This window comes from Streptomyces sp. NBC_01384 (assembly GCF_045040035.1).
In the GTDB taxonomy this organism is placed as follows: Bacteria; Actinomycetota; Actinomycetes; order Streptomycetales; family Streptomycetaceae; genus Streptomyces.
In genome coordinates this window covers 3436908-3457789 of record NZ_CP109559.1, presented here as the reverse complement: position 1 = coordinate 3457789, position 20882 = coordinate 3436908, and the positions used below count along the sequence as shown (strand labels likewise).

General features: G+C 71.4%; 14 protein-coding genes and 1 pseudogene. 3 read left to right on the top strand and 12 right to left on the bottom strand.

Annotated features, from left to right (window positions below; translation table 11 throughout):
* Positions 1–89: 89 nt before the first annotated feature.
* The 5 genes from OG747_RS15645 to OG747_RS15625 all read right to left on the bottom strand — a co-directional run bounded on the left by OG747_RS15645 (position 90) and on the right by OG747_RS15625 (position 9538).
* A complete protein-coding gene (locus OG747_RS15645) occupies positions 90–1352 on the bottom strand; it encodes an SWIM zinc finger family protein (protein WP_405879945.1) in 1263 nt (420 codons plus the stop codon).
* On the bottom strand, positions 1349–4285 hold the full coding sequence (locus OG747_RS15640) for a DEAD/DEAH box helicase (protein ID WP_405879944.1): 2937 nt from the start codon (positions 4283–4285) through the stop codon (positions 1349–1351). The genes OG747_RS15645 and OG747_RS15640 overlap by 4 nt, the downstream gene beginning before the upstream one ends.
* On the bottom strand, positions 4282–6762 hold the full coding sequence (locus tag OG747_RS15635) for an IS1096 element passenger TnpR family protein (protein ID WP_405879943.1): 2481 nt from the start codon (positions 6760–6762) through the stop codon (positions 4282–4284). Before OG747_RS15635 ends, OG747_RS15640 begins: the two co-directional genes overlap by 4 nt.
* 878 nt (positions 6763–7640) lie before the next feature.
* Complete coding sequence (locus OG747_RS15630) at positions 7641–8789, bottom strand: cytochrome P450 (RefSeq protein ID WP_405879942.1); 1149 nt, start codon at positions 8787–8789, stop codon at positions 7641–7643.
* 134 nt (positions 8790–8923) lie between these two features.
* Positions 8924–9538: a class I SAM-dependent methyltransferase gene (locus OG747_RS15625; RefSeq protein WP_405879941.1), complete on the bottom strand. Its 615-nt coding sequence runs from the start codon at positions 9536–9538 to the stop codon at positions 8924–8926.
* Positions 9539–9871: 333 nt separating this feature from the next.
* On the opposite strand from OG747_RS15625, the gene OG747_RS15620 reads away from it, so the two are divergent.
* On the top strand, positions 9872–12247 hold the full coding sequence (locus OG747_RS15620) for an ATP-binding protein (RefSeq protein ID WP_405879940.1): 2376 nt from the start codon (positions 9872–9874) through the stop codon (positions 12245–12247).
* 28 nt (positions 12248–12275) lie between these two features.
* On the opposite strand, the pseudogene OG747_RS15615 reads toward OG747_RS15620, so the two are convergent.
* The 3 genes and pseudogenes from OG747_RS15615 to OG747_RS15605 all read right to left on the bottom strand — a co-directional run.
* Positions 12276–12575: pseudogene (locus OG747_RS15615) on the bottom strand (transposase family protein); the annotation flags it as partial.
* A gap of 26 nt (positions 12576–12601) precedes the next feature.
* The gene (locus tag OG747_RS15610) at positions 12602–12964 is read right to left on the bottom strand and encodes a hypothetical protein (RefSeq protein WP_405879939.1); all 363 of its coding nucleotides are present in this window, start codon (positions 12962–12964) and stop codon (positions 12602–12604) included.
* Between the two features lie 39 nt (positions 12965–13003).
* The gene (locus tag OG747_RS15605; RefSeq protein ID WP_405879938.1) at positions 13004–13594 is read right to left on the bottom strand and encodes a hypothetical protein; all 591 of its coding nucleotides are present in this window, start codon (positions 13592–13594) and stop codon (positions 13004–13006) included.
* 343 nt (positions 13595–13937) lie between these two features.
* On the opposite strand from OG747_RS15605, the gene OG747_RS15600 reads away from it, so the two are divergent.
* Entirely contained in the window at positions 13938–14882 is a 945-nt protein-coding gene (locus OG747_RS15600; protein WP_405879937.1) for a helix-turn-helix domain-containing protein, read from the top strand.
* A gap of 129 nt (positions 14883–15011) precedes the next feature.
* On the opposite strand, the gene OG747_RS15595 is transcribed toward OG747_RS15600, so the two are convergent.
* The 3 genes from OG747_RS15595 to OG747_RS15585 all read right to left on the bottom strand — a co-directional run bounded on the left by OG747_RS15595 (position 15012) and on the right by OG747_RS15585 (position 15921).
* A complete protein-coding gene (locus OG747_RS15595; RefSeq protein ID WP_405879936.1) occupies positions 15012–15275 on the bottom strand; it encodes a type II toxin-antitoxin system RelE/ParE family toxin in 264 nt (87 codons plus the stop codon).
* Positions 15268–15537, bottom strand: coding sequence for a type II toxin-antitoxin system Phd/YefM family antitoxin (locus OG747_RS15590; RefSeq protein ID WP_355985746.1), 270 nt, complete (start codon positions 15535–15537; stop codon positions 15268–15270). Before OG747_RS15590 ends, OG747_RS15595 begins: the two co-directional genes overlap by 8 nt.
* Before the next feature lie 150 nt (positions 15538–15687).
* Positions 15688–15921: a hypothetical protein gene (locus OG747_RS15585; protein WP_405879935.1), complete on the bottom strand. Its 234-nt coding sequence runs from the start codon at positions 15919–15921 to the stop codon at positions 15688–15690.
* 283 nt (positions 15922–16204) lie between these two features.
* Between OG747_RS15585 and OG747_RS15580 the strand changes: the two genes are divergently transcribed.
* Positions 16205–17221 carry a hypothetical protein gene (locus OG747_RS15580; RefSeq protein WP_405879934.1) on the top strand — a complete coding sequence of 339 codons (1017 nt, stop codon included), beginning with the start codon at positions 16205–16207 and terminating at the stop codon, positions 17219–17221.
* 70 nt (positions 17222–17291) lie between these two features.
* On the opposite strand, the gene OG747_RS15575 is transcribed toward OG747_RS15580, so the two are convergent.
* The gene (locus OG747_RS15575; protein WP_405879933.1) at positions 17292–20537 is read right to left on the bottom strand and encodes an AfsR/SARP family transcriptional regulator; all 3246 of its coding nucleotides are present in this window, start codon (positions 20535–20537) and stop codon (positions 17292–17294) included.
* Positions 20538–20882: the final 345 nt, after the last annotated feature.

Here is a 20882-nt window from a genome sequence, read left to right as displayed (position 1 = left end):
GCACCCGCACTGTCCATGGGAAGCCCTTTGATCGGCCGGCGGCCGACGCGGCACGGGCCCGCACCGGCTCAGACGGTGGTGGTGCCGCGTCAGGACGGTGCGACGGCGGTGTGGGCTGCGAGGAGGGCGGCGACGGGGTCGGCCGTGGCGGGGGCGCAGGGCCACCATTCGCCGCCGCGGCCTTCCTGGGCGTAGGGGTGCCAGCGGTTGTCGGGGCCGAGGCGGATCTGGACGCCCTCGTCATCGGCGGTGAGGCGGTTGCGCCAGGCGCGCAGCCGCATGGTGCCGACGGTGTCGTCCGCGGTGTCGGGGTCGGCGAGGGCGGTGCGGGCGGCGGCCATGGCGGCGGGGTCGGGGGTGAGGGGTGCGCGGGCGACGGCCACGCCGGCGGGTCCGCCGTGGCGCAGGGCACGGACCAGGCGTGCGAAGTCGAGCGGAGGCAGGCCGGTGGCGCGTACGAGCTGGTGGAACCAGCCCTCGCTGACGCCGGACGCGGCGAGGCGTACGGCGTCCTCCAGAGGTGTGCAGGTGAGCGAGGCGGTGTGCCCGGCGGCGAGGCGACGGGCACGTTGAGCGGTGTCGCGGGTGAGCGTCTCGAGGTCGTCGAGGGTGAAGGGGGCGCCGGGGGGAGGCGCGGTGGTGAGGGGGGAAGAGGCCGCTTCGGGTTCGTCCGGCGTGCTCTCGGCCGTCTCGGGGGCGGGTGGGGTGAAAACGCCGTTCCAGGAGGCGAACGCGTCGCGGGCGGGCACGCCCTGGCCGCGGGGCGTGCCGCCGGTTTGCGATGGGGCGTTGGTGAGGGCCTGGCGGCGGGTGCGCAGTGCGGCGAGGACGGCGTCCTTGGTGCGCCCGCGGAGGGTGAGGAGCCAGAAGGGGTCGTCGTCGAGTTGGGTGGCGGTGGCGTAGCACAGGGCGGCGGCGTGCTTGCAGGGGTAGCCCCAGTCGGGGCAGGAGCACTCCGGGTCGAGTTCGGCCGGTTCGGGCAGGAGGGGGACGCCGGCGGCGCGGGCGTCGTCGACGAGGTCGGTGGGCATCTCGCCGTCGAGGAGGGCGGCGGTGCGGCCGGCCTGCGCGGCGATGGCGTCGAGGAGGGCGTCCCACTGGGCGTCGGTGAGGACGCGCAGGCGGACCGCGGCGTCGTACGGCCAGGGGGCGCTGCCCTCGACCTCGGCGCGTAGCACGCCGGGGGCGGCGGTGACCGGGCCGACCATGCCCTTGCGGGCGTAGGTGCGACCGCGGGAGAGGCGGCCGGCGTCGAGGGTGGAGGCCTCCAGGGCGTCCACCCAGGCCTGGCCCCACCAGGTGGCGGCGAAGGCGCGGCTGCCGGTGCGGGGGGCCTTGCGTGCGGGGGTCATGCGTCGGCTCCGTGGGACAGTGCGACGAGGTCGGCGAGGTCGGCGTCGGAGAGTTCGGTCAGGGCGGTCTCGCCGGAGGCGACGATCTGGTCCGCGAGGGCGCGCTTGGCGCCGAGCAGGCGGGCGACCTTGTCCTCGACGGTGCCCTGCGTGGTGAGCCGGTGGACCTGGACGGGACGGTCCTGGCCGATGCGGTAGGCGCGGTCGGTGGCCTGGTCCTCGACGGCGGGGTTCCACCAGCGGTCGTAGTGGATCACGTGGGTGGCGCGGGTGAGGTTGAGGCCGGTGCCGGCGGCTTTCAGGGAGAGCAGGAAGACGGGGAACTCGCCGTCCTGGAAGGCGGCGACCATCTCTTCGCGCCGGGGTACGGGGGTGGCGCCGTGCAGGTAGCGGGCGCGGATGCCGCGGTGGGCGAAGTGCCGCTCCAGGAGCCGGCCCATCTGCGTGTACTGGGTGAAGACCAGGGCGCCCTCATCCTCGGCGGCCACCGTGTCGAGGAGTTCGTCGAGGAGATCCAGCTTGCCCGAGCGGCCGGCCAGCGGTCCGGTCTCGCGCAGGTAGTGGGCGGGGTGGTTGCAGATCTGCTTGAGCGCGGTGAGGAGCCCCAGCACCAGTCCTCGGCGGGCGATGCCGTCCGCCTTCTCGATCCGGGCCATGGTCTCGCGCACCTGCGCCTCGTACAGGGCGGCCTGCTCGCGGGTGAGGGTGACGGGGTGGTCGGTCTCCGTCTTGGCCGGGAGCTCGGGGGCGATGCCGGGATCGGACTTGCGGCGGCGCAGCAGGAACGGGCGGGTGAGACGGGTGAGTTGCTCGCCGGCCCGCCGGGCCTGATCGGCGGCTTCCTCACCGACCTCCGCGCCGAGCGCGCCGCGCTCGATGGCCTTCGCGAAACGGTCGCGGAAGGCGGACAACGGGCCGAGCAGACCCGGGGTGGTCCAGTCGAGCAGTGCCCACAGCTCGGAGAGGTTGTTCTCCACCGGAGTGCCGGTGAGCGCTACGCGGGCGCGGGCGGGCAGCGCGCGCAGCTCGCGGGCGGTGGTGGCGTACGGGTTCTTGACGTGCTGGGCCTCGTCGGCGGTGACGAGCGACCACTTGACGGTGGCGAGCCGCTCCCGGTCCCGGCGCAGCACTCCGTAGGTGACCAGGACGAGCTCGTCCCCGGCGAGATGGTCGAGAGTGCGCTCGCCGCCGTGGTAGCGGCGTACCGGGACGGCGGGGGCGAAGCGGGCGGCCTCGCGCTGCCAGTTGCCGAGCAACGAGGCCGGGCAGACCACGAGGGCGGGGCCTGCGGTGTCGGGCTGCTCCTGGCGGTGCAGGTGGAGGGCGAGCAGGGTGACGGTCTTGCCGAGGCCCATGTCGTCGGCGAGGATCCCGCCGAGCGCCAGGCGGGTCATGTCCGCCAGCCAGGCCAGGCCACGCTTCTGGTAGTCGCGCAGGGTGGCGGTCAGGCCCTCCGGTACGCGGACGGGGGCACGGCCCTCAGGGTTGCGCAGCCCGGCGACCAGTTCACCGAAGGCGCCGACCGCTTCCACCGCGACGCGCTCGCCGTCCCATTCCACCTCACCGGTCAGCACCGCCTGGAGCGCGTCCAGCGGGGCGAGTTCGCGGCTGCGCTGCCGCTTGAGGCGGGCCACCAGCTTCGGGTCGGCGACGACCCACTGGTCGCGCAGCTTGACCAGCGGGCGGCGGGCCTCGGCGAGCTGGTCGAGTTCGGCTTCGGTGAGCTGTTGGCCGCCGAGCGCGACATGCCAGGAGAAGTCGAGCAGGGCGTCTTTGCCCAGCAGGGTGTCCACGGTCGCGCCGGGCGCGGTGGCCGCCCCGATCTCCGCCCGTGTCTCAAGGGCCTTGACCAGCTCGCGCGGCCAGTGCACCCGCACGCCCGCTGTGCGCAGCGCGTCGGTGGCGTCCCCCAGCAGTTCCATGGCCTCTTCGTCGTCGAGGCTGAGCGCGCTGGGTGTGGCTTCGGCGAGCAGACGGGTCAGGGGCTGCCAGGCGCGTGCGGCGCGGCGCAGCGCGAGCAGCGCCTCCGCCTCGGCATGCGGGCCGAGCAGGCGCTGCGCGCGGACCGGGTCGGCCCACAACTCGGCGGCGTCCAGCACCAGCGACGGGTCGGCCGCGGTCCGCAGCTGCGGCACTGCACGGAAGGCGCGGCGCCGCCCGCCCGGAGGCTCGACCCGCAGCTCCACACTGACCTGTGCGGCCCGCTCGGCCGCCGCCTCGGCAGCCCACCCTGCCAGGTGCGGGTGCAGGGCGGTCGCGCGGTCGGCGTACGGGTTGCCGGGCGTGGCCCAGCCGGCGGCCGGAGTGCGGGGCAGGGCGTCCGCGAGCGCGTCGCAGAACTCTCGTACCAGGTCGGCAGGTTCGGCGATCCGCGGTGTCCGGTCGTCCGCCTGGGGCGCGGGGAGATTGTGGGCGTACGGGGGCAGGGCGGCGGCCAGCGCGTCCAGGTCCCGCTTGCCACGCGCGCCGGGCGGCCCGAAGCGCCAGGTGGCGTACGTGTCGGAGGTCAGCGCCGGATACAGGCGCCCCTCGCCCAGCAGCTCCAGGGCGCGGCGGGCGACGGCCGCCCACGCGGCGAGCGACGGATGTACGGCGGCCTCGGGCAGGTCGAGCAGGAGGGCGAGCGCACCGCCGGGGCCGAGCGCCCACCCCTCGACGGTGCGGGTGCGCACCCCGCCGCCGTGCGGCAGGACCAGTTCGAGCCGGACCCGCTCCACCGCCTCCGGCACGGCGACCGAGGCGGGTACAAGGCGGGCACCGGCGGAGGGCCGGTAGAGCACCAGCCGGCCGAGCCGGGTCGGCAGCCCCGGCTCGGCCGGCGCGAACACGGCTGCCCAACCGCCGGTGGCGAGGTGCTCGCACGCCCAGACGGCGGCAGTGGGGTCCGCGAGCGGCGCGGCCTCGGCGGTGATCTCCCTGACGAGTCGGCTCACGTGGCGCTCCCCGCCTTGAACGCGGTCTTCCGCAGCCGCTTGGCCAAGGCCTTGTCGACGGGCTTGACGGCGTCGGCCAACGCGCCGAGCACCTCGCCGGCGTGCGGGTGGCCGGCCCGCCACAGGTCGTCGGCGCGCTCGGCCACCTGGTCGAGCGGACGCTTCCCGTCCGCGGGGCCCGCCAGCAGCCTTTCGCGCAGCGCCTGTTCGCCCGTCGCGGCGAACGGCAGCGCGCCGTCCACCAGCATCCACTCCAAGCCCCACGCCGCTTCCCCCTCGGCGGGCTCACCGATCCGGCGCAGCATCGAAGCCGCCGCGTGCGCGCAGCCGGTGACCTGGGAGACGGCGGCCTTGCGCAGCACCGCCTTCGCCCGGCCGCCCCCGTCCGCTTCCAGTACGGCGGCCAGCACGCGCGGGGCCTCGAGGCGGCGCAGCGCGTCGGCCGGCTCCGTACCGTCGCAGGCGTCCACCACCTGCACCGCCGCGTCCGCCGGGGAGCGCGCCGCCAGCCAGCCCGCCACCTCCGCCGCCGCGTCCGCCTCGGAGGGGTACGAGGGGAGCGCGGTCAGCAGCTCGCGGGCGTCCGCCGCGGCGAGCGAGCCGATCAGCGGGGCCGGGATGCCCGCCGCTGCCAGCAGCGCGCGCAGGCCGGAGCGGCCCAGCGCCGTGAGCCGGAAGCGGTCGGCGGGCAGCAGGTCGTGACCGCCGCCGTCGAACAGCAGGGCGAGGGCGGCGCCCGCTGGGGGTACCTCCCAGGCCCTTTCGGGCACTGGGGGAGGCTCCTGGCCTTCGCGCTCGGCGGCGCCGAACAGCTCCAGTGTCCCGGCGGTGTCGTCGTACTGCTCGGCGAGGAGCGCCGACACCAGCTGTCGGGCCGGGCCCTCGGGCAGCCCCTCCAGACCGCCGGTGAGGTGGTCGGCGACATCCAGCCACTCCCCGTCGGGCAGCCCGTACGCGGCGAGCAGCATCAGGAACGCCAGCGGCGGCGCCTCGTCGGTCAGCTCCCGCAGCGGGGACAGTTCACCCAGCGGCCCGTCCAACACGGGGAAGGTGAGGGAGAGTTCGATCGCCGCGCCGGCCACCGCCCCCTGCCAGGCGGTCAGCAGCGCCGCGTCGTCGTCCTCGTCCGGCAGCTCGTCGCCGGCGTACGCGCGGTTGCCCTCCACCTCGACGAAGCCACAGTTCAGCGCCCATTCCCAGGGCAGGTCCAGCAGCTCCATGTCGCCCGCGCTGCGGATCTTCGCCAGCCGCGCCGCCCGCTCCTTGGGATCGCCCCACTCCTCGGGGTCGATGCGCCACAGCTCGGCCTCCTCCACGGCCTGCCGGGCGAGCTTCGGACGCAGCAGCCCCTTCGGGGTCAGCTCCCGCCCGCCCGCCCCCACTGCCTCAAGGGCGTGGGAGGTGCCCCCATCCCGCCACCACCCTTCCGCGGAAGCCCTTCGGGCCCTACTTTCTCCGCCGCACCAGTGCCCGAGCCGCACCGCCGCCATGAAGGCGGGCACCTCGCGCACCGCGCGGGCCAGCTCCGCCTCGCCGGGCAGCCGCACGGCCGGCAGCCGGATGTCGGCGGCGCCGAAGAGGCCGGACAGCGACTCCTCTTCGTCCTCCCCCACGCTCGAATTCGCTCGCGCGGGGGGACCCCCATCGCCGACGTCGGCGAGCGAGGCCGCGCCGTCGGGCCCGGGGTACGGCCCAGCGGTGGCCGGGACAGGGTGCAGACCGCCGCACTCGCAGCGGTACGTTCCCGGCGGGGCCTGGCGCTCGCCCTTCTCGCCGCGCCTCTTCCGCCGCGTGCCCTCCCCCACTGCCTTAAGGGCGTGGGAGGTGCCCCCATCCCGCCGCAGCCGCACCTGCGCGAGCGCCCGAGTGAGCGCGGCGGGGTCGAAGGCCGCCGGGTCGAAGCCCTCCTCGTACAGGTCGGCCAGCACCTCGTCGTGCAGGCCGTCGTACTCCGTCCACTCCTCACCGCCGTGCCGGACGACCGTGCGGCTCGGGCGTTCCCCGTCCTCGTACCGCTCCAGCAGCTCGGCCAGCCCCCACACGCCACCGAGGTCCTCGGAGGCCGGCATGGCCCGCCGCCCGCCCGTGCACACCGCACGCTCCCCCTCGCCCTCTTGGGCGGGACGTACCGCCTCCACCGTGATCCGGTGCAGCCAGTCGTCGCCGAAGTCGTAGGTGTAGTCCATGCGGTCGCCGGCGCGCGGCAGGACGTCCGCGACAGTGGCCTGCTCCTCGTCGAGGGCCGGGATACCGAAGCCGTCCGGCGGAGCGTACCGCCCGCCAGATCTGTCCTCGAAGGCGTGCAGGTGCATGTCCTGCCAGCCGAACGCCACCTGGATCACGTTGTGCAGCGACCCCAGAGTGAGGTCAGAGGGCACCACCAGCCGCCGCCACAGCGGAGGTTTCATCCCCTCCAGTTGGACCTTGAGCTGGTGGACAGAAGGGGTGCGCTCGGCGGAGCTGCGCTGGGCGGTCATGGACTGAGGGCTTCCCACTCGTCGGAGACGTACGCCCCGGGCACGATGCCTGCCCGCCACCGTACGCCGAACAGCTGACCCGGCCATTCTGGCAGCCTGGAGCCCTCGGCCCGGCCGCTCGGCGTAATTCCTCCGGCTCACTTGCACGCGGGCCGTATCTTGTGCTGAGACTGCCCCGGTACCCAGCGTTCCGCCGCGTGGCGAAGGGGGAACAACGGGACGCGACGGCAAGGCGCTCAACGGTCGAGGGAAACAGGCCGACACGGCCCTGGCCCGGCTGCGAGGACTGGTCGAGCGGGAGTTCGCCCCGCGAACTCACCGAGACCGACGCCGACGGCCACGTCACAACCACCGTCTACACCGCCACCACCGGCGCCAGCCCGACCTCCATCAAGGTCACCCGGCGTTCGCGTGTCGTTGTCTCATCAGGTCGCGGTGCCGGCGCAGGATGGTGTCCGGTCGGACGATCAGCCGCAGCCGGCGCAGTACCTTGCGGGGCAGTGGCTGCAGTAGTGCGGTGAGGAAGGCCCGGTCTTCGGCGGTGAACTTCAGTGTCGGCCGCCGCGGGCGGGGTCGGCACGGCCACCGGACGGTTCGCCCGGGAGCAGCGCGTCCCACTTGCCCGGCCCGCAGCCGCAGCAGCCTCGTGAAGCCGGGCTTCACCGTGCAGCCCCACCCAGCGCCAGGTCCTCGCTGTCCTGGCGGCCCAGGAGCCACTGGCCGCCCGTCCGCTCCGGTGCGATGACCGGTGGGCTCACACGGGGAAATTCGCCGTGTGAGCCCACGAGGAGCAGCTCACCACTGGATGGTTATCGCCACTCCCACTTCAGGGCGGGCTTCCGGTTGAGGACGCGGTGCAGCGCAGCAGCCATGTTCGTTCACCTCCCTTCGGTGTCGTTGACCTGTCTTGCGATGCGGTGGACGGTGAAGGGTCGAGGGACGGCGCCCTCGACCATGACGGGGCGCAGGTCGCCGCCAACGATGGTCAGGCGGGTGTCGCTGGTGAGCGCGGTCAGCGCTTCGGTCATCAACAGGTGTGCCACCGCTGCGCCGGCGCAGGTGAAAGGGCCTGCGCCGAACGGTATGTAGGGCCCGCGCTGTCCCGGTTCCGCCCAGCGCTCGGGGCGGAACACGTCGTGGTCGGGCCAGCCTTGTTGGCCGTGGTGCAGCAGGTAGGGGCTGACCGAGAGGATGTCGCCCGTCTGGAATCGGATACCGCCGAATTCAGTGGGATGGTGGACGCGGCGGCCGACCATCCACACCATCGGGCAATGCCTTAGCGATTCACGAACGATCCAGTCTGCTGGCCATGGCGGCGGCGAGTCCGACTCATGATGTGAATTGGCCAGTAGAACCGACCACGCCAGCGAGGCACTGACGGGCGCCACGATCGAACGGTACATGACAAGGAATACCTCGGCCACTTTCCGGTCCGTCAGTTCGTTCGGACACGCGCCGAGCACTGCGTCAAGTACATCGCGGGAATCGCCGGATCGGTTTCCTCGACGATATCCGACTTGCTCGGTGATCGTTGCGATAAGCTTGGCACGTAGCACTTCCGCACGCGCCCGTTGCCACGCGTGTGGTGCTCGAAAGACGACGCCGCCATGTACAGCCTTGTCCATTAGGCGCCGGACTTGAGACGGGGTATCCGGGGTCAATAGCAGCTCTGCCAAACCACGATACACAAGGTCGGTCGCAGTGGTCGGCCACGGGCTGGCCTTCGGCAGTCGAGCTACTTCGGTGACGAGTGCCCCACGGTACTCTGACACGTGGGCTCGCAGGAGGTCTCGGACCGCGTGGCCGACATCGACTTGTGCAGAACGGGTCGGCAGCAGATCCCCGAAGAAGCCCGACATGCCGGCGTTGAACTCCGGGTCGCGCAGCAGTACTCGTGCCAGGTCGGCGTCACTCACGCACCAGCCGCCCCAGGGCAGACGGAACACGCCCGATGAACTGCGGTGACGAAGTTCCTTGATGTACTCGAAGGGGTCGCACTCAAGCTGTCTCTGGTAGCTCACACCCATCGAACAACTCCCTGATGAGTTTCCGTTGTAGCGGACTCACGGATCCGGACCTGGTAACACCGACCCCGTTTTTGCCGTGCCAGGATGGCATCGCTGGATTCCGTGAGAGCGATAGAGCATTCGTCAACGGCCGGTCAGGAGCAGGGTCTTGCGCGAACCCAGGTCCGGTCCTCGGTCAGGAAGGCGTCGAACTCCAGGTCCGCCTCGCGTAGGCAGACGACAAGCTGCTCGTCGTCGAGCTCGTGGTTCGTGATCGTGTGCGTCCAGACCCGGCCGGCCATCCGGTATTCGAGCGTGGCAACAACCAGGTTCTCAGCGGCGCGGCGGACGTCGGCAACAGAAATCATCGCGCTACCGCTTCCGGTGGACCCGGCACCCGGCAGACGATGTGGCACAGTGCGGCGGATGAGGAGCGCGCCATCCGGCTGCAGATGGTTCCGGCAGGTATCCAGGAAACGACGGCGAAGGCTTTCGTCGGCCGAGTTCAGCAGGAAGGATCCGAGCAATACTGCGTCGAACCTCCGGCCGAGTCGAAGGTCTTCGATTCGGCCGCAGATGACCTCAGTGTCCACGTATTCCAGCATCTCCGGACACTCGTCCACTGCCACCATGGAGTGTCCGAGCGCAACGAGCTCGCGAGTGACCCGTCCCGCGCCAGCGCCCAACTCAAGGATCGTCGCTCCTGCGGGGATCGCTGAATGCACGATCGCCGGTTCATCCTTGACCCCCAGGAGCGCAAAGAACTCCACGGGGCTTCCATCCGGAGCGATCGGCCCGGGCCCGGTGCCCGACTGTCCCATACTTCCCATGACTGGCCCTCACTTCGCCGGCAGACGGGTTCGCTGCCGCGCTCCGGTATCCGGATCACGACCGCCCCTCGGAAGGCGACGCCTGCCGTGTTCGTGCGAGTGACTGCAGGTCAGGCGGTTCGAAACACATTCTGCCTCCGCGCCCGCCGACCGGACAGGACGTAGACCTGACGTTAACCTGACACTTGCGGCGGCTCGGGTTAGGCTCGTGCGCGAACTTCGTCTGATCAGCAGGACGTCGGGCAAGCACGCCACGGGGAACCGGGGGGACGTGTGGGGGCTGTCTTCGCTGCGCTGCTCCGGGAGCGGCGCCTGTCGGTGGGCTTGAGCCAGGACGCCCTCGCGGAACGCTCGGGTGTCTCCGCACGTTCGATCCGCGCCCTGGAGGCAGGCCGACGCCATCCGCGGATGTCCTCGGTGATTCACCTCGCCGAAGCGCTCGGTGTCGACTCCGACACACGCACCCAATGGCTGAAGGCAGCACGGGACACAGGCCCGCATCCCGCCGCTGTCCCCGGCGAACCCACCACCCCATTAGCGGCCCCACAGGCCGGTGACGGTGCCCGCCGCCCCTCCCCCGTTGGCCCGGGCTCCTCGGGTACCGCTACAGGACTCGACGTGCCACAGCAACTGCCTGCGGCAGTACGGCATTTCACCGGGCGCGTCCGTGAACTGGATGAACTCGATGCGCTGGTAGCCGATCAGATGCCCGGCTGCGGTGCAGTCGTGATATCAGCGATCGCCGGCACTGCCGGAGTAGGCAAAACCTCCTTGGCCGTGCACTTCGCCCACCGAGTGGCCGACCACTTCCCCGACGGCCAGCTCTTCGCAAACCTCCGCGGCTTCGATCCCATCGGCCCCCCAGCCGACGCAGTCGACGTCGCCCACGGCTTCCTGGAAGCGCTCGGCGTGCCAGCGCCCCGCATCCCGACCGACCCGGAGCGGCAGCTAGCGCTATACCGCAGCCGACTGGCGGGCACCCGAACCCTGATCATCCTCGACAACGCCCGCGAGGCAGAGCAAGTCCGCCCGCTGCTGCCCGGCTCTGCCACCTGCCTCGTGCTGGTCACCAGCAGGAAACGGATGCCCGGCTTGGTCGCCCTGGACGGCGCCGTTTCGCTCGCCCTCGACGTACTCTCCCGTGGGGAGGCACTTGAACTGCTCGCCCGCCGACTGGGCACAGAACCCCTGCGGGTACATCCGGAAGCGGCCGACGAGCTGGTCGAGCTGTGCGCCCGACTGCCGCTGGCCATTAACATCGCCGCCGCACGTGTGGCCGACCAGCCTGCCATCCCGCTGAGCGTTTGGGCACGTCAACTGCGTGACACGCACGCCCGCCTGGACCTGCTGTCGGCCGGCGACAACCGCGCGGACGTCCGCGCGGTGCTCTCCTGGTCCTACCGTTCCCTGCCCCCGAATGCCGCCCGCCTGTTCCGACTGCTGGGCCTGCACCCGGGCCCGCACATCAGCGCGCCCGCAGCCGCAAGCCTCGCCGGCCTGCCGCTCCCCGACACCCGCCGCCTCCTGGACGATCTCCATCGCGCCCACCTCCTCACCGCGTCGGACCGCAACCGGTACACCTTCCACGACCTGCTGCGCGCCTACGCCGCCGAACAGGTGGCCACCCACGATTCCACGCGGGCACAGGCCGAGGCGACGCTACGCATGCTCGACCACTACCTCCACACCGCGAACCGCGCCGGCTCCCTCGCCTACGCCGACGACACCTCGTGGCCACCGCTCGACCTCGGGGCACCAGCAGCCGGGGTGACGCCCGAGGCCCTCACCGACCGTCAGCAGGCCCTGGCCTGGTACCACGACGAGCAACCGGTACTCGAGCAGGTCGTCGCCCGAGCCCACCAGGGGGGGATCGATGATCACGCCTGGCAGCTCGCCGGCACGCAGGTGTCCTACCTGCTCAAGTCCGGATTGTGGCAGCAGTGGCAACGGGTCAGCGAGACCGCCCTGGCTGCCGCCGAGCGCACCGCGAACCTCGCCCGCCAGGCACATGCCCACCGCTGGCTCGGCCAGGTGCACCGCTCCCAGGGCCGCCAGCCCGAGGCCCACGCCGAACTGCGTCTCGCGCTCGACTTGTTCGGCGCGCTCGGCGACCGAACACGACAGGGCAAGACCCAGCTCGACATCGCCATCACCTACGGCGAGCAGCATGCACACACCGAAGCGGTAGCCGAGTCGCGGCGGGCCCTGAAACTCTTCGAGGCCCTCGACGATCACTCTGGGCAGGCCATAGCGCTGAACCTCATCGGCTGGTATCTGACAGTTCTCGGCGAACCCGAGCAGGCTCTCCCGTATTGCCGTCGTGCGCTGGAGCTCTCCCGCGACTCGGGCAACCTCCCCGCCGAAGCTTCCATCCTGGACAGCATCGGCTTCATCTACTACAACACAGGCAATTACCAGGAGGCACTGACCCCCTACTACGAATCCCTACAAGTGCGCCAGTCGCTGGGGGACTACTTCCTGCAGGCCGAGATTCACACTCATATCGGCGACACCCACCTGGCCCTCGGCGACCCCGAGGCAGCCCGGGTCTCCTGGGAGAACGGTCTCGCGATCCTGGAGGAACTACAGCACCGCGACGCGGAGGGCGTCCGCGCGCGCCTGGCTCGTCTCGCCCGTGGACGCCAGTAGGCCGGCAGTGACGTTTTCTCAGCGGTGATCATTTCCAGATTCGGTTGAGGACGAGGGCGGCGCGGGCGATGTCGCCGATCCGGCTCGGGCTGAGGGTGATGTGCTGCAGGGTGCGCCAGCGCTGCTTGAGCTCGGCGGCAGCGCGTTCTCCGAGTGCGCGGACACCGCTGATCAGGTTGTTCGTGGTGCGTGTGTCCGAGTGCAGGGCCTGTTCGGATCGGCCCTTCGGACGCCGGACCGGGACGAGGATGCCGATCCCGGCACCGATGTAGCCCTTGTCGGCCAGGGTGGGCAGGCCGTTGGCCGCCGCCTTGTCCAGGGCGGGGAGCGCGTGGATGCGGGCGGCGGTGCGGGTCAGGGGCTGGTCCACTTGGCGCGGTTGGTCTTGAACACCCCGCAGCCGAGGGAGAGCTCGACCCAGCCGTGGACGACGGCGTGGGCTGATCGCTCGACCTCCGTCCATGGGGTGGTCGCGCACCACACGTGCAGGGTGACGGCTCCATCGCCGCTGCAGTAGGCGTGGGTGCGGCTGTCGTCCGGATGCCCGTTCGCGCCGTCCCCGTAGACGATGTCGCACTCCACCGGGCTGGCGTGCACCCATGGTGAGAGCTGAGGGGCTGAGCGAGTGCTGGCGGTTGCCGCGCTCGCCGGAGCGGCAAAGGCCAGGGCGGCCGAGGCCGCCACCGTGGCGACGACCGCCGCGGATTGCTTTCGCATCCTGCTACGCATCGGTGATCGGTTCCTTTCGGCTCGTGGTCACAGGGAGTTGAGCCCGTTCCAGCCGGGTGTGCGGGAGAGCTTGCGCACCCAGAGGTTGGGCGCCCACGAGGGGCTGATGTAGATGGGGTCGTTCGGGCTGGGCAGTGTGAGGTTGTAGGCCTGCAACACGTCATAGGCGTGGTTCATGCAGTTGTCGCCGAAAAGGTCGTACCCTCTGCCGACGTTGGCCTGGGCTTGCAGGGCCGCGGAGTGCACCGCGCTCTGGGCCGCGTACGCGCAGGTGTACTGCTTGTAGTAGCCGCCCGGATGTTCGTTGGCCTTCGCGTTCCGGAACGTGTCGAGCGCTCTCTGCCAGTTGCCGGTATCCACCCATGCGCCGTTGCGCTGACCGGGAGGAATCTTGCGGGCGTTCGGGCCGCCCTCTTCGCCGCCCGCGCCCTCCGTCGCTCCGAAGAACCAGTGGTCGCCTGGCGGTTCCTGGAAGGCCCATCCGACGTGCCCGAATCCGCCGGCTCCTTTCGGCGCGAGGAAGACGCAGGCCTGGCCCCGGCCGAGCGCGAAAGCCTGCTGCGGCAGGACGACGCTCCCCAGGAGAAGCGCGACCACCACCGCAAGCAGCGCCGTCACGCTCGTACGCAGGCGACCGCGCCCGGCGATGCGCAGTGGTGGTGCGGACGACCGCGCTGACCCGCACCTCCTCGTACTGCGACTCATGAACTCTCCCATCCCGGCGCCCGTTTGACGCCGCTGGCCGGCGGTGGCGGCTGGGAAATCCCAACCGCCTGTCGTGGACCTGGTGGATTCGGGTGGTCCTGCTGTGCGGGCAGCGCGCAAATGCATGAATCCGCAGCCCCTGTGGCGTTCCACCGTCTCGGTCACTCCACGGTCTAGTGGGATCGGAGGTTGATGGGCATGATGCGTATCAGATGCGCCTGACCACGCATCAATGCATCAATCCATCGGGGGAGCCATGGGCCGTCGAGAGGTTGAGATCAATCCGCTGGCCGGGCCCGTCGAGGAACTGGCCGGTGCCCTCAGAGACCTGCGCGCCGCGTCCGGATTACCGACCTACCGGCAGATGGCCGCGCGCACCCACTACTCGGCCTCGGTGCTCTCGCGCGCGGCCAGAGGATCCCAACTGCCCTCGCTTGCCGTGGTCAAGGCGTTCGCCGAGGCATGCGGAGCCGATCCGGGCCCGTACGAGCAGCGGTGGCGGCAGGCGCGGCAGGCCCTCCATGCCGACGAACCGGCGGACGAGCGTGAGGCGACGCCCGCCCGTACCCGTCCCGTCCTGGAGGACACGGTCCCTGCCGCCTCTGCCACCTCGGACACTGTCCCGGCCCCGTCCGCCGGGCGAACGGCTCCCACCACAGGGCGGTGGCGCAGTCGGCGGCCCTTCCTCGTGGGCACGGGCATCATCGCCCTCACCACAGGGTGCGTCGCCGCTGCGTTCGCCATCAGCTCCCAGCAGCCCGGCTCCGCCACCGCACCACATGGCTGGCAGGCCGCCAACCAGCACGTCACTGATCAGCGTGAGCCTTCCGGCGCGCACGAGGACATGGACGGAGACGACCCGCGGGCCCGCGGTTGCGGCGCCGACGCCTCCACCGTGACGACCGTTCCTCTCGACCTACCCGGCGGCGAGCGCTTCGGCGATCTGCGGCTGCGGCGCAGCAACAAATGTGGGACAGTCTGGGCGTCGGCCTACTACAGCAATCCCTCCCTGTATACGGTGCGGTTGGCCGCGCACCGCCCCGCCGACGGCGCCGAGGTCCACTCCGAGTGGAGCAACAACACCCCGCCGGGCAGCTATGGCGACATGCTGTCCACCGCGTCGGGCTGCGTCTGGATCGAGTCCGTCGTCGTCACGCACAAGGGCACCGGCCCGACTGCCCGGACCCCCTGCCTGCAGTGAGTAGGTGGTTTTCTACGATGGCCATGAGGTGTTCGACTTTCGTCGGTCTGACTGATTGTCACGCGGGTCGCCCATAAGCCGGGTCGTGCTGGATCGGTGCTGGATTTTCTGACATCGAGTCAGGGGGAATCAGGTGTCGTAGACCGTGGAGCGATGCCCGACGTGTACGACCCAGACCACCAGCTCACCGTTATCAATCGTGTAGACGACGCGGTAGTCACCCAAGCGTAGGCGACGGCGTTCGGGCTGGGATGCAAGGGCTGTGGTGTTGAAGCCCAACGGATCGCTTTCCAGCTCCGTCAGCTTGGCCAGGATGCGGAGGGCCATATCCCGGGGGATCTTGCGCAGCTCGGCTTGCGCTTCGGGCCGCAAGACCGTGCGGTACTCACTCACTGCGCGCCAGCGTCTCCCTCATGATGTCCTCGATCGGGATTCCGGCCGCCGGGCTCGCCATGCGCTCGTCGATGATTCGGTTGATCTCGCGCTCTTCCCATTCCTGGTACTTCCGCAGCACCTCGATGGACACCACGGCGGCTACTTCCTTGCCTCGGCGCGTGATCACCGTGGGCACGTCGTCGCGGTCGGCCCGCTCCACGACCTCGGCCAGGTGTGCGCGGACATCGCGGATGGACTCTATGGGCAGCGGCTGCGTCATGTGCTCAAGAGTACCGAGTGTCCCATGTGTACACAACGGCTGGGTCGTCGGGTCGTGCTGGATGGCGGTCCACCGTGCTGGATGCGTGCTGGATGAGATCCCCAGAACAAGAGTCTTCGCAGGTGGGAGCTCTGTGATCAATATTCTGGTTCAACATGTGAGCGGTTCATTACTGCGAGCGCGCAGGCGCGCGGTGTGCGGCGGGACGACGGGGGTGCGGGCGCCGAGTTCCGTCAGGGCCCAGCGGATGCCGCCGGGCTCGGAGCAGTCGGCCGGGGTCCGCCGTTCCAGGCAGCCGCGGTAGGCGCGACACAGGGGCTCGACGGCGCCGCCGATCTCCAGGCTCGCCAGGGCCGTGGCCGCCCATAACGGTCTTCCGGCCACGGGACGCGGTCGTCCGCTGCCCAGTCCTCGAAGGAATCGCGTGTGAGGTCGATCCGGCGCCGGACCGGATCGAGCGGCTCGCCCGCTGCCGGAGGCCGGACGAACCGTCGGCCGTGCTCGGGTGGGATGTTTCTTTTCCCGGTTCTTTTAAGGGCGTCGCCTGGGACCGGGGCGCGGTTCGCCTCGGCGCGGTGGGAGTTGGGGTACGGAGGGACCGGAACGGGAGGTCATCGGGAAGGAGGCGTGGCAGTCTTCCGGGCTCCAGGCGAGGGAGGAGAGCACGGTGGGGGATGGCGCGCGGCGGGTGTTGTTGATCGAGCCGGAGCCACGGGTGGCCGAGGCGGCGGTGATGGCGGGGTTGGAGACGTGGTCGGTTCGGGACGTGGCTTCGGGGGTGGGGGAGGGGGCAGGGCACGTCGTAGGCCAGTCGGTGCGGGTCGGGCGGCAATTCGCTGTGGATACGGGGGACTTGGACGCGTTGCATGCGCTGTTGGTGGAGTGCGGGGCCGTCCATGGGATCGAGCACATCTTCTATTTCGGTGGGTCCGAGGTGCTGCATCGGGCGGTGGAGCGGGCGTTGCCGGCGGTCTCGCCGGGGCGTTCGGAGGCCTTGCGCAGGCTCAGTGATCCGGTGGTGATGCGGCGGGTGCTTGAGGAGGGAGGGGCGGGGCCGTCGTCGGGGGAGGGGTTACTGGTGGGGCCGGAGGTCAGTGTGGAGACGTTGACCTGTGAGGGCATGCACGAGGTGATCGGGATGACGGCGCTGCGGAGCGCCGCGCCGGTGGGGGTGGATCTGCTGTATCCGGCTCCGTTGTCGGAGGGGGACCGGATCGGGGTGCGGGCGACCGTGCGTTCGCTGCTTGATCTGGTCGGGTACGAGTGGGGGCCGGCGCGTACGCGGGTTGTGCTGACCTCGGGCGGGCCTCGTATCGCGTCGTCCCGGCCGCGGCCCAGCGGGCACCCGGTGACACGGCTGATGCGGGTGGCGACGGGGCGCGATCCGGAACGGGACATTCTGGCGGCGCTGGTCGGCAAGGCCCCGCGGAGGATGGAGAGGGCAGAGGCAGGGGGGACGGCGCGGTTTGCGGCTCTGGCGTGGGTGGCGCTTCCGGAGGGGGCCGCCGCTGGGGTGGCGGCACACCCGCGGGACGTCTTTCCGGTGCCCGAGGGTGGGGCGCGCGTCGGCACGGACGCCGGGGACCTGGTCGGCGGGCGGGCCGTTCAGGTGGTGGTGGACGGGGCGACGCCGGACGAGGTGGCGGAGCGGATCGCTGCGGTGCGGCGGCGGTGGACGGGTTAGCGGGAGAACTCCGGACCCCGGACCCCGGACCCTGGACCCCGGTTTTCAACTGTCCGGCCTGGCTGCGGCGTCAGGCTATTTGCTGTGGTGTCTCGGCCGGTGCCGGAGAAGGGGCCGGTAGCGGTGTCGGGTCCAGGTACGGCGGTGCGTCCATGAACGTGAAGAGGGTGGCCGCGGCGGTGCGGTGGGCGGCGGCCGCGACGGGGTCGCCGAGGGCTTCGGTGGCGGCGGCCATGCCGGTGAGGGCGCGGGCCTGTTCGGCGCGGTAGCGGATCGCCGAGGCCAGTTCGTGGGCGTGCGTGTGGAGGTCGAGGGCCTGGTCGTACTCGCCGCGGCGCAGGTGGAGTCGGCCGATCAGGTTCTCGACCTTGGCCTGCCGGGTGGGGCTGTCGCCGGCGTGGGCGAGGCGGAGGGAGAGTTCCGCATAGGCTTCGACCTCGGCGTACTGGCCGAGGCACTGGGCGACCTCGGCGGAGAGGGCGAGGACCAGAGCGAAGTCGCCCGGCGGGCTGGAGTCGTCGCAGCGGTCGCGGGCGCGTTCCAGGCAGGTGCGGGCGTCCTCGTACTCGCCGAGGCCGACGTGGGCGAAGGCGAGGTCGGTGAGGGCCATGACCTCGTTGTCGCGGTGGTCGACATCGCGGTGGATCGCCAGGGCCTGGCGGGCGGCTGCGGCGGCCTCCTCGTATCTGCCCCACTGTTCGTGCAGGGTGCTGAGGTTGGTGAGGGTCTCGGCCTCGGACCGGGGGATGTCCAGTTCGCGTTCCAGGGCGATGGCGCGTTCCAGGTGGGGGAGGGCCTCGGCGTGCTGGCCGAGCACGGTCAGGAGCAGGCCGATGGTGGACTCGCTGTGGGCCTCGGTGTGTTTGTCGCCCAGGCGCAGGGCGATGTCGCGGCCCTCGCCGACGACCTCGATGCCCTCGTCGAAGTGGCCGAGCTTCCAGCAGGCGACGCCGAGGTTGGAGAGGCTGACGCCGAGCAGGGCGAGGTCCTCGAGGCGGCGGGCGGCGGCCACCGCGATCTGGCTGAGGTCCCGGAAGTCCTCGAACCGTCCACGCGCGTTGAGCCGGAAGACGATGTTCCGGGTGAGGGCGACGGTGTGGCGGTCGAGGCCGTGGCGGTCGGCCAGGGTGACGGCGGAGAGCAGGCTGCTGTGCTCGCGGTCGAACCACTGGGCGGCGCGTTCCGGATCCGGGAGGGGAGGCAGTTCGCCGGGGAAGGTGGGGATGCCGGTGGAGCTGCGCTTGCGGCCGGGGAAGAGGAGCTGGCAGGCCTCCTCGGTGGCGGCCAGGTAGTAGTCGAGGAGGCGTTCGACGGCCTCGGAGTCGTCGCGTTCGGTGGCGGGGCCGCCCTGGCTCTGGGCGAAGTTCCGTACCAGATCGTGGAATCGGTAGAGGCCCATGTCCGGCTGCTGGAGGAAATGGACGTCCAGGAGGCGCTCGAGTATGGCCTCGGAGCCGTGCGGGTCCATGCCGAGGAGGGCGGCCGTGGAATGGGCGTCGAGGTCGGATCCGGGGTGGAGGCTCAACATCCGGAAGGCGGCGCGGTGTTCCTCGTCCATCGCCTGGAACGACAGGCGCAGGGTGGCGGCGACGCTGCGTTCGCCGACGCTGAGTTCCTCCAGGCGGCGCGTCTCGTCGTGGAGGCGGTCGACGAGGTACTGGACCGTCCACCGGGGCCGGTTGCGGAGGCGGGCGGCGACGATGCGCAGGGCGAGCGGGAGCCGGCCGCAGAGTTCGGCCAGTTCGGCCGTCGCTTTCGGTTCGGCGGCGACGCGGGCGGTGCCGAGCATCTCGGTGAGGAGCTGCTCGCCGTCGTCGTGGGACATGGGGCCGATGGAGATCCATTCGGCGCCGTCGAGGTCGAACAGGCGGGACCGGCTGGTGACCAGGACCAGGCAGCCGTGGGCGGGCGGGAGGAGGGGCAGGATCTGGGCGGCGTCGTGCGCGTTGTCGAGGAGGAGCAGCACGCGGCGGTCGGCGAGGGTGGACCGCCAGAGCGCGGCGCGGCCCTCGGTGTCGTCGGGTATGCGTTCGGCGGGTGTGCCGACCGCGCGCAGCAGGCTGTCGAGGGCGGACGCCGGGGTGACGGAGCGCTCGCCGGGGGTGAATCCCTGGAGGTCTATGTGGAGTTGGCCGTCGGGGAAGAGGTCGGCGACCTGGCGGGCTGCGCGCACGGCGAGGGAGGTCTTGCCGCTGCCGCCCATGCCGTCGATGGCGACCATGGTGGTGTGCTGCGGGGGCGCGTCCGCCGCGTTGGAATTCATCGACGAGCTCGACGAGTTCGAAGAATCGTTCTTTCGGTGGATGCAGGCGAGGAGGGCGGCGAGGTCCTCGCGGCGGCCCGTGAAGTCGGAGAGATCGTAGGGGAGGGTGCAGGGGGCGGGGGGCGCGGTGGGAGCCGCGGCGGTGTGTGAGGAGCGCGCGGGCGTGCCGGCACCAAGGGGTGGGCCGGGGACGAACGCGGGTAACGGTGCGGGCTCGGGGGGCTGAGCCGGCTCGGGCTGCGGGGTGGGGGGTGCCGGGGGCGCAGGCCGTTCGGGGGCGGCGAGTTCGGGGGCTTCGCGGAGGATGCCCTCGTAGAGGCGGGTCAGGGGGCGGCCCGGGTCTATGCCGAGTTCCTCGACGAGGAGTTCGCGGACCTTGCCGTACTCCTCCAGCGCCTCGGCCTGGCGGCCGCTGCGGTAGAGGGCCAGCATCAGATGGCCGCGCAGCGTCTCGCGCAGCGGGTGGTCGGAGATCAAGCGGCGGAGGTCCGCGATGAGTTCGGCGGCTTCCCCGAGGCCGAGGCGGAGTTCCAGGAGCTGCTCGGCGGCGGCGAGGTGCCGCTCATTGAGGGCGGTCGCGGCGGCCTCGATCACCGGGCCGTCCATGCCGGACAGCACGGGGCCGCGCCAGAGCGCGAGGGCATGGCGCAGCGCGGCGACGGCGTCGGCGGCGCGCCCCTCGGCGACAGCACGGCTCGCGGCGGCGGTGCGGCCGGTGAATTCGAGGAGGTCGAGCCGGGTGTCGTCGACCGATACGCGGTATCCGGGGCCTTCGGTGAGGATCAGCCCGTTGCCGCCGGGGACGCGCCGGCGCAGGTGGGCGACGGCCTTGCGGACCTGGTGTGCGGCGGTCGTCGGGGGCGCGTCGCTCCAGACGGCCTGGACGAGGCGGCTGACCGGCACAAGTCTGTCCGGTTCGAGCAGCAACGTGGCCAGAACGCGTTCCTGCACCGCGCCGCCAAGATGGAGCCGGGACGAACCGGACCAACCCTCCAGTGGACCAAGGATGTTGAAGCGTATCGGCTGCGGCCGCTTGCCTTCCTCGTTCTCCACATGCCCCCCTTGCCGGTCGCGGCGGTCGTCGGACCATGTCACCGGTTCATGCCGGACCCCTGTCGGTACCCCTACCGTCCCGGCGAGATCATAGGCGGTCGTCCCATGGGCTGGCACCCTCCGTTACCGGCCGGGAACGGAGGGCTGTGGGAGTGGGGGGGTGGGGGCTACGGGGGGCGGGGTCGGCTCGCCGGAGCGGGGAGCGGGGCGTGCCGAAGGCCGGGAACGGCTTCCCAGGGTCGGGAGCGGAGTGGTTCCGGGCCCCCGGAACCCCGCGTTCCCGGGGCGGAGCGGCGCGTTCCCGGGGGTGCGGGAACGGCGGTATCGGGGGCGGGAACGGGAGGG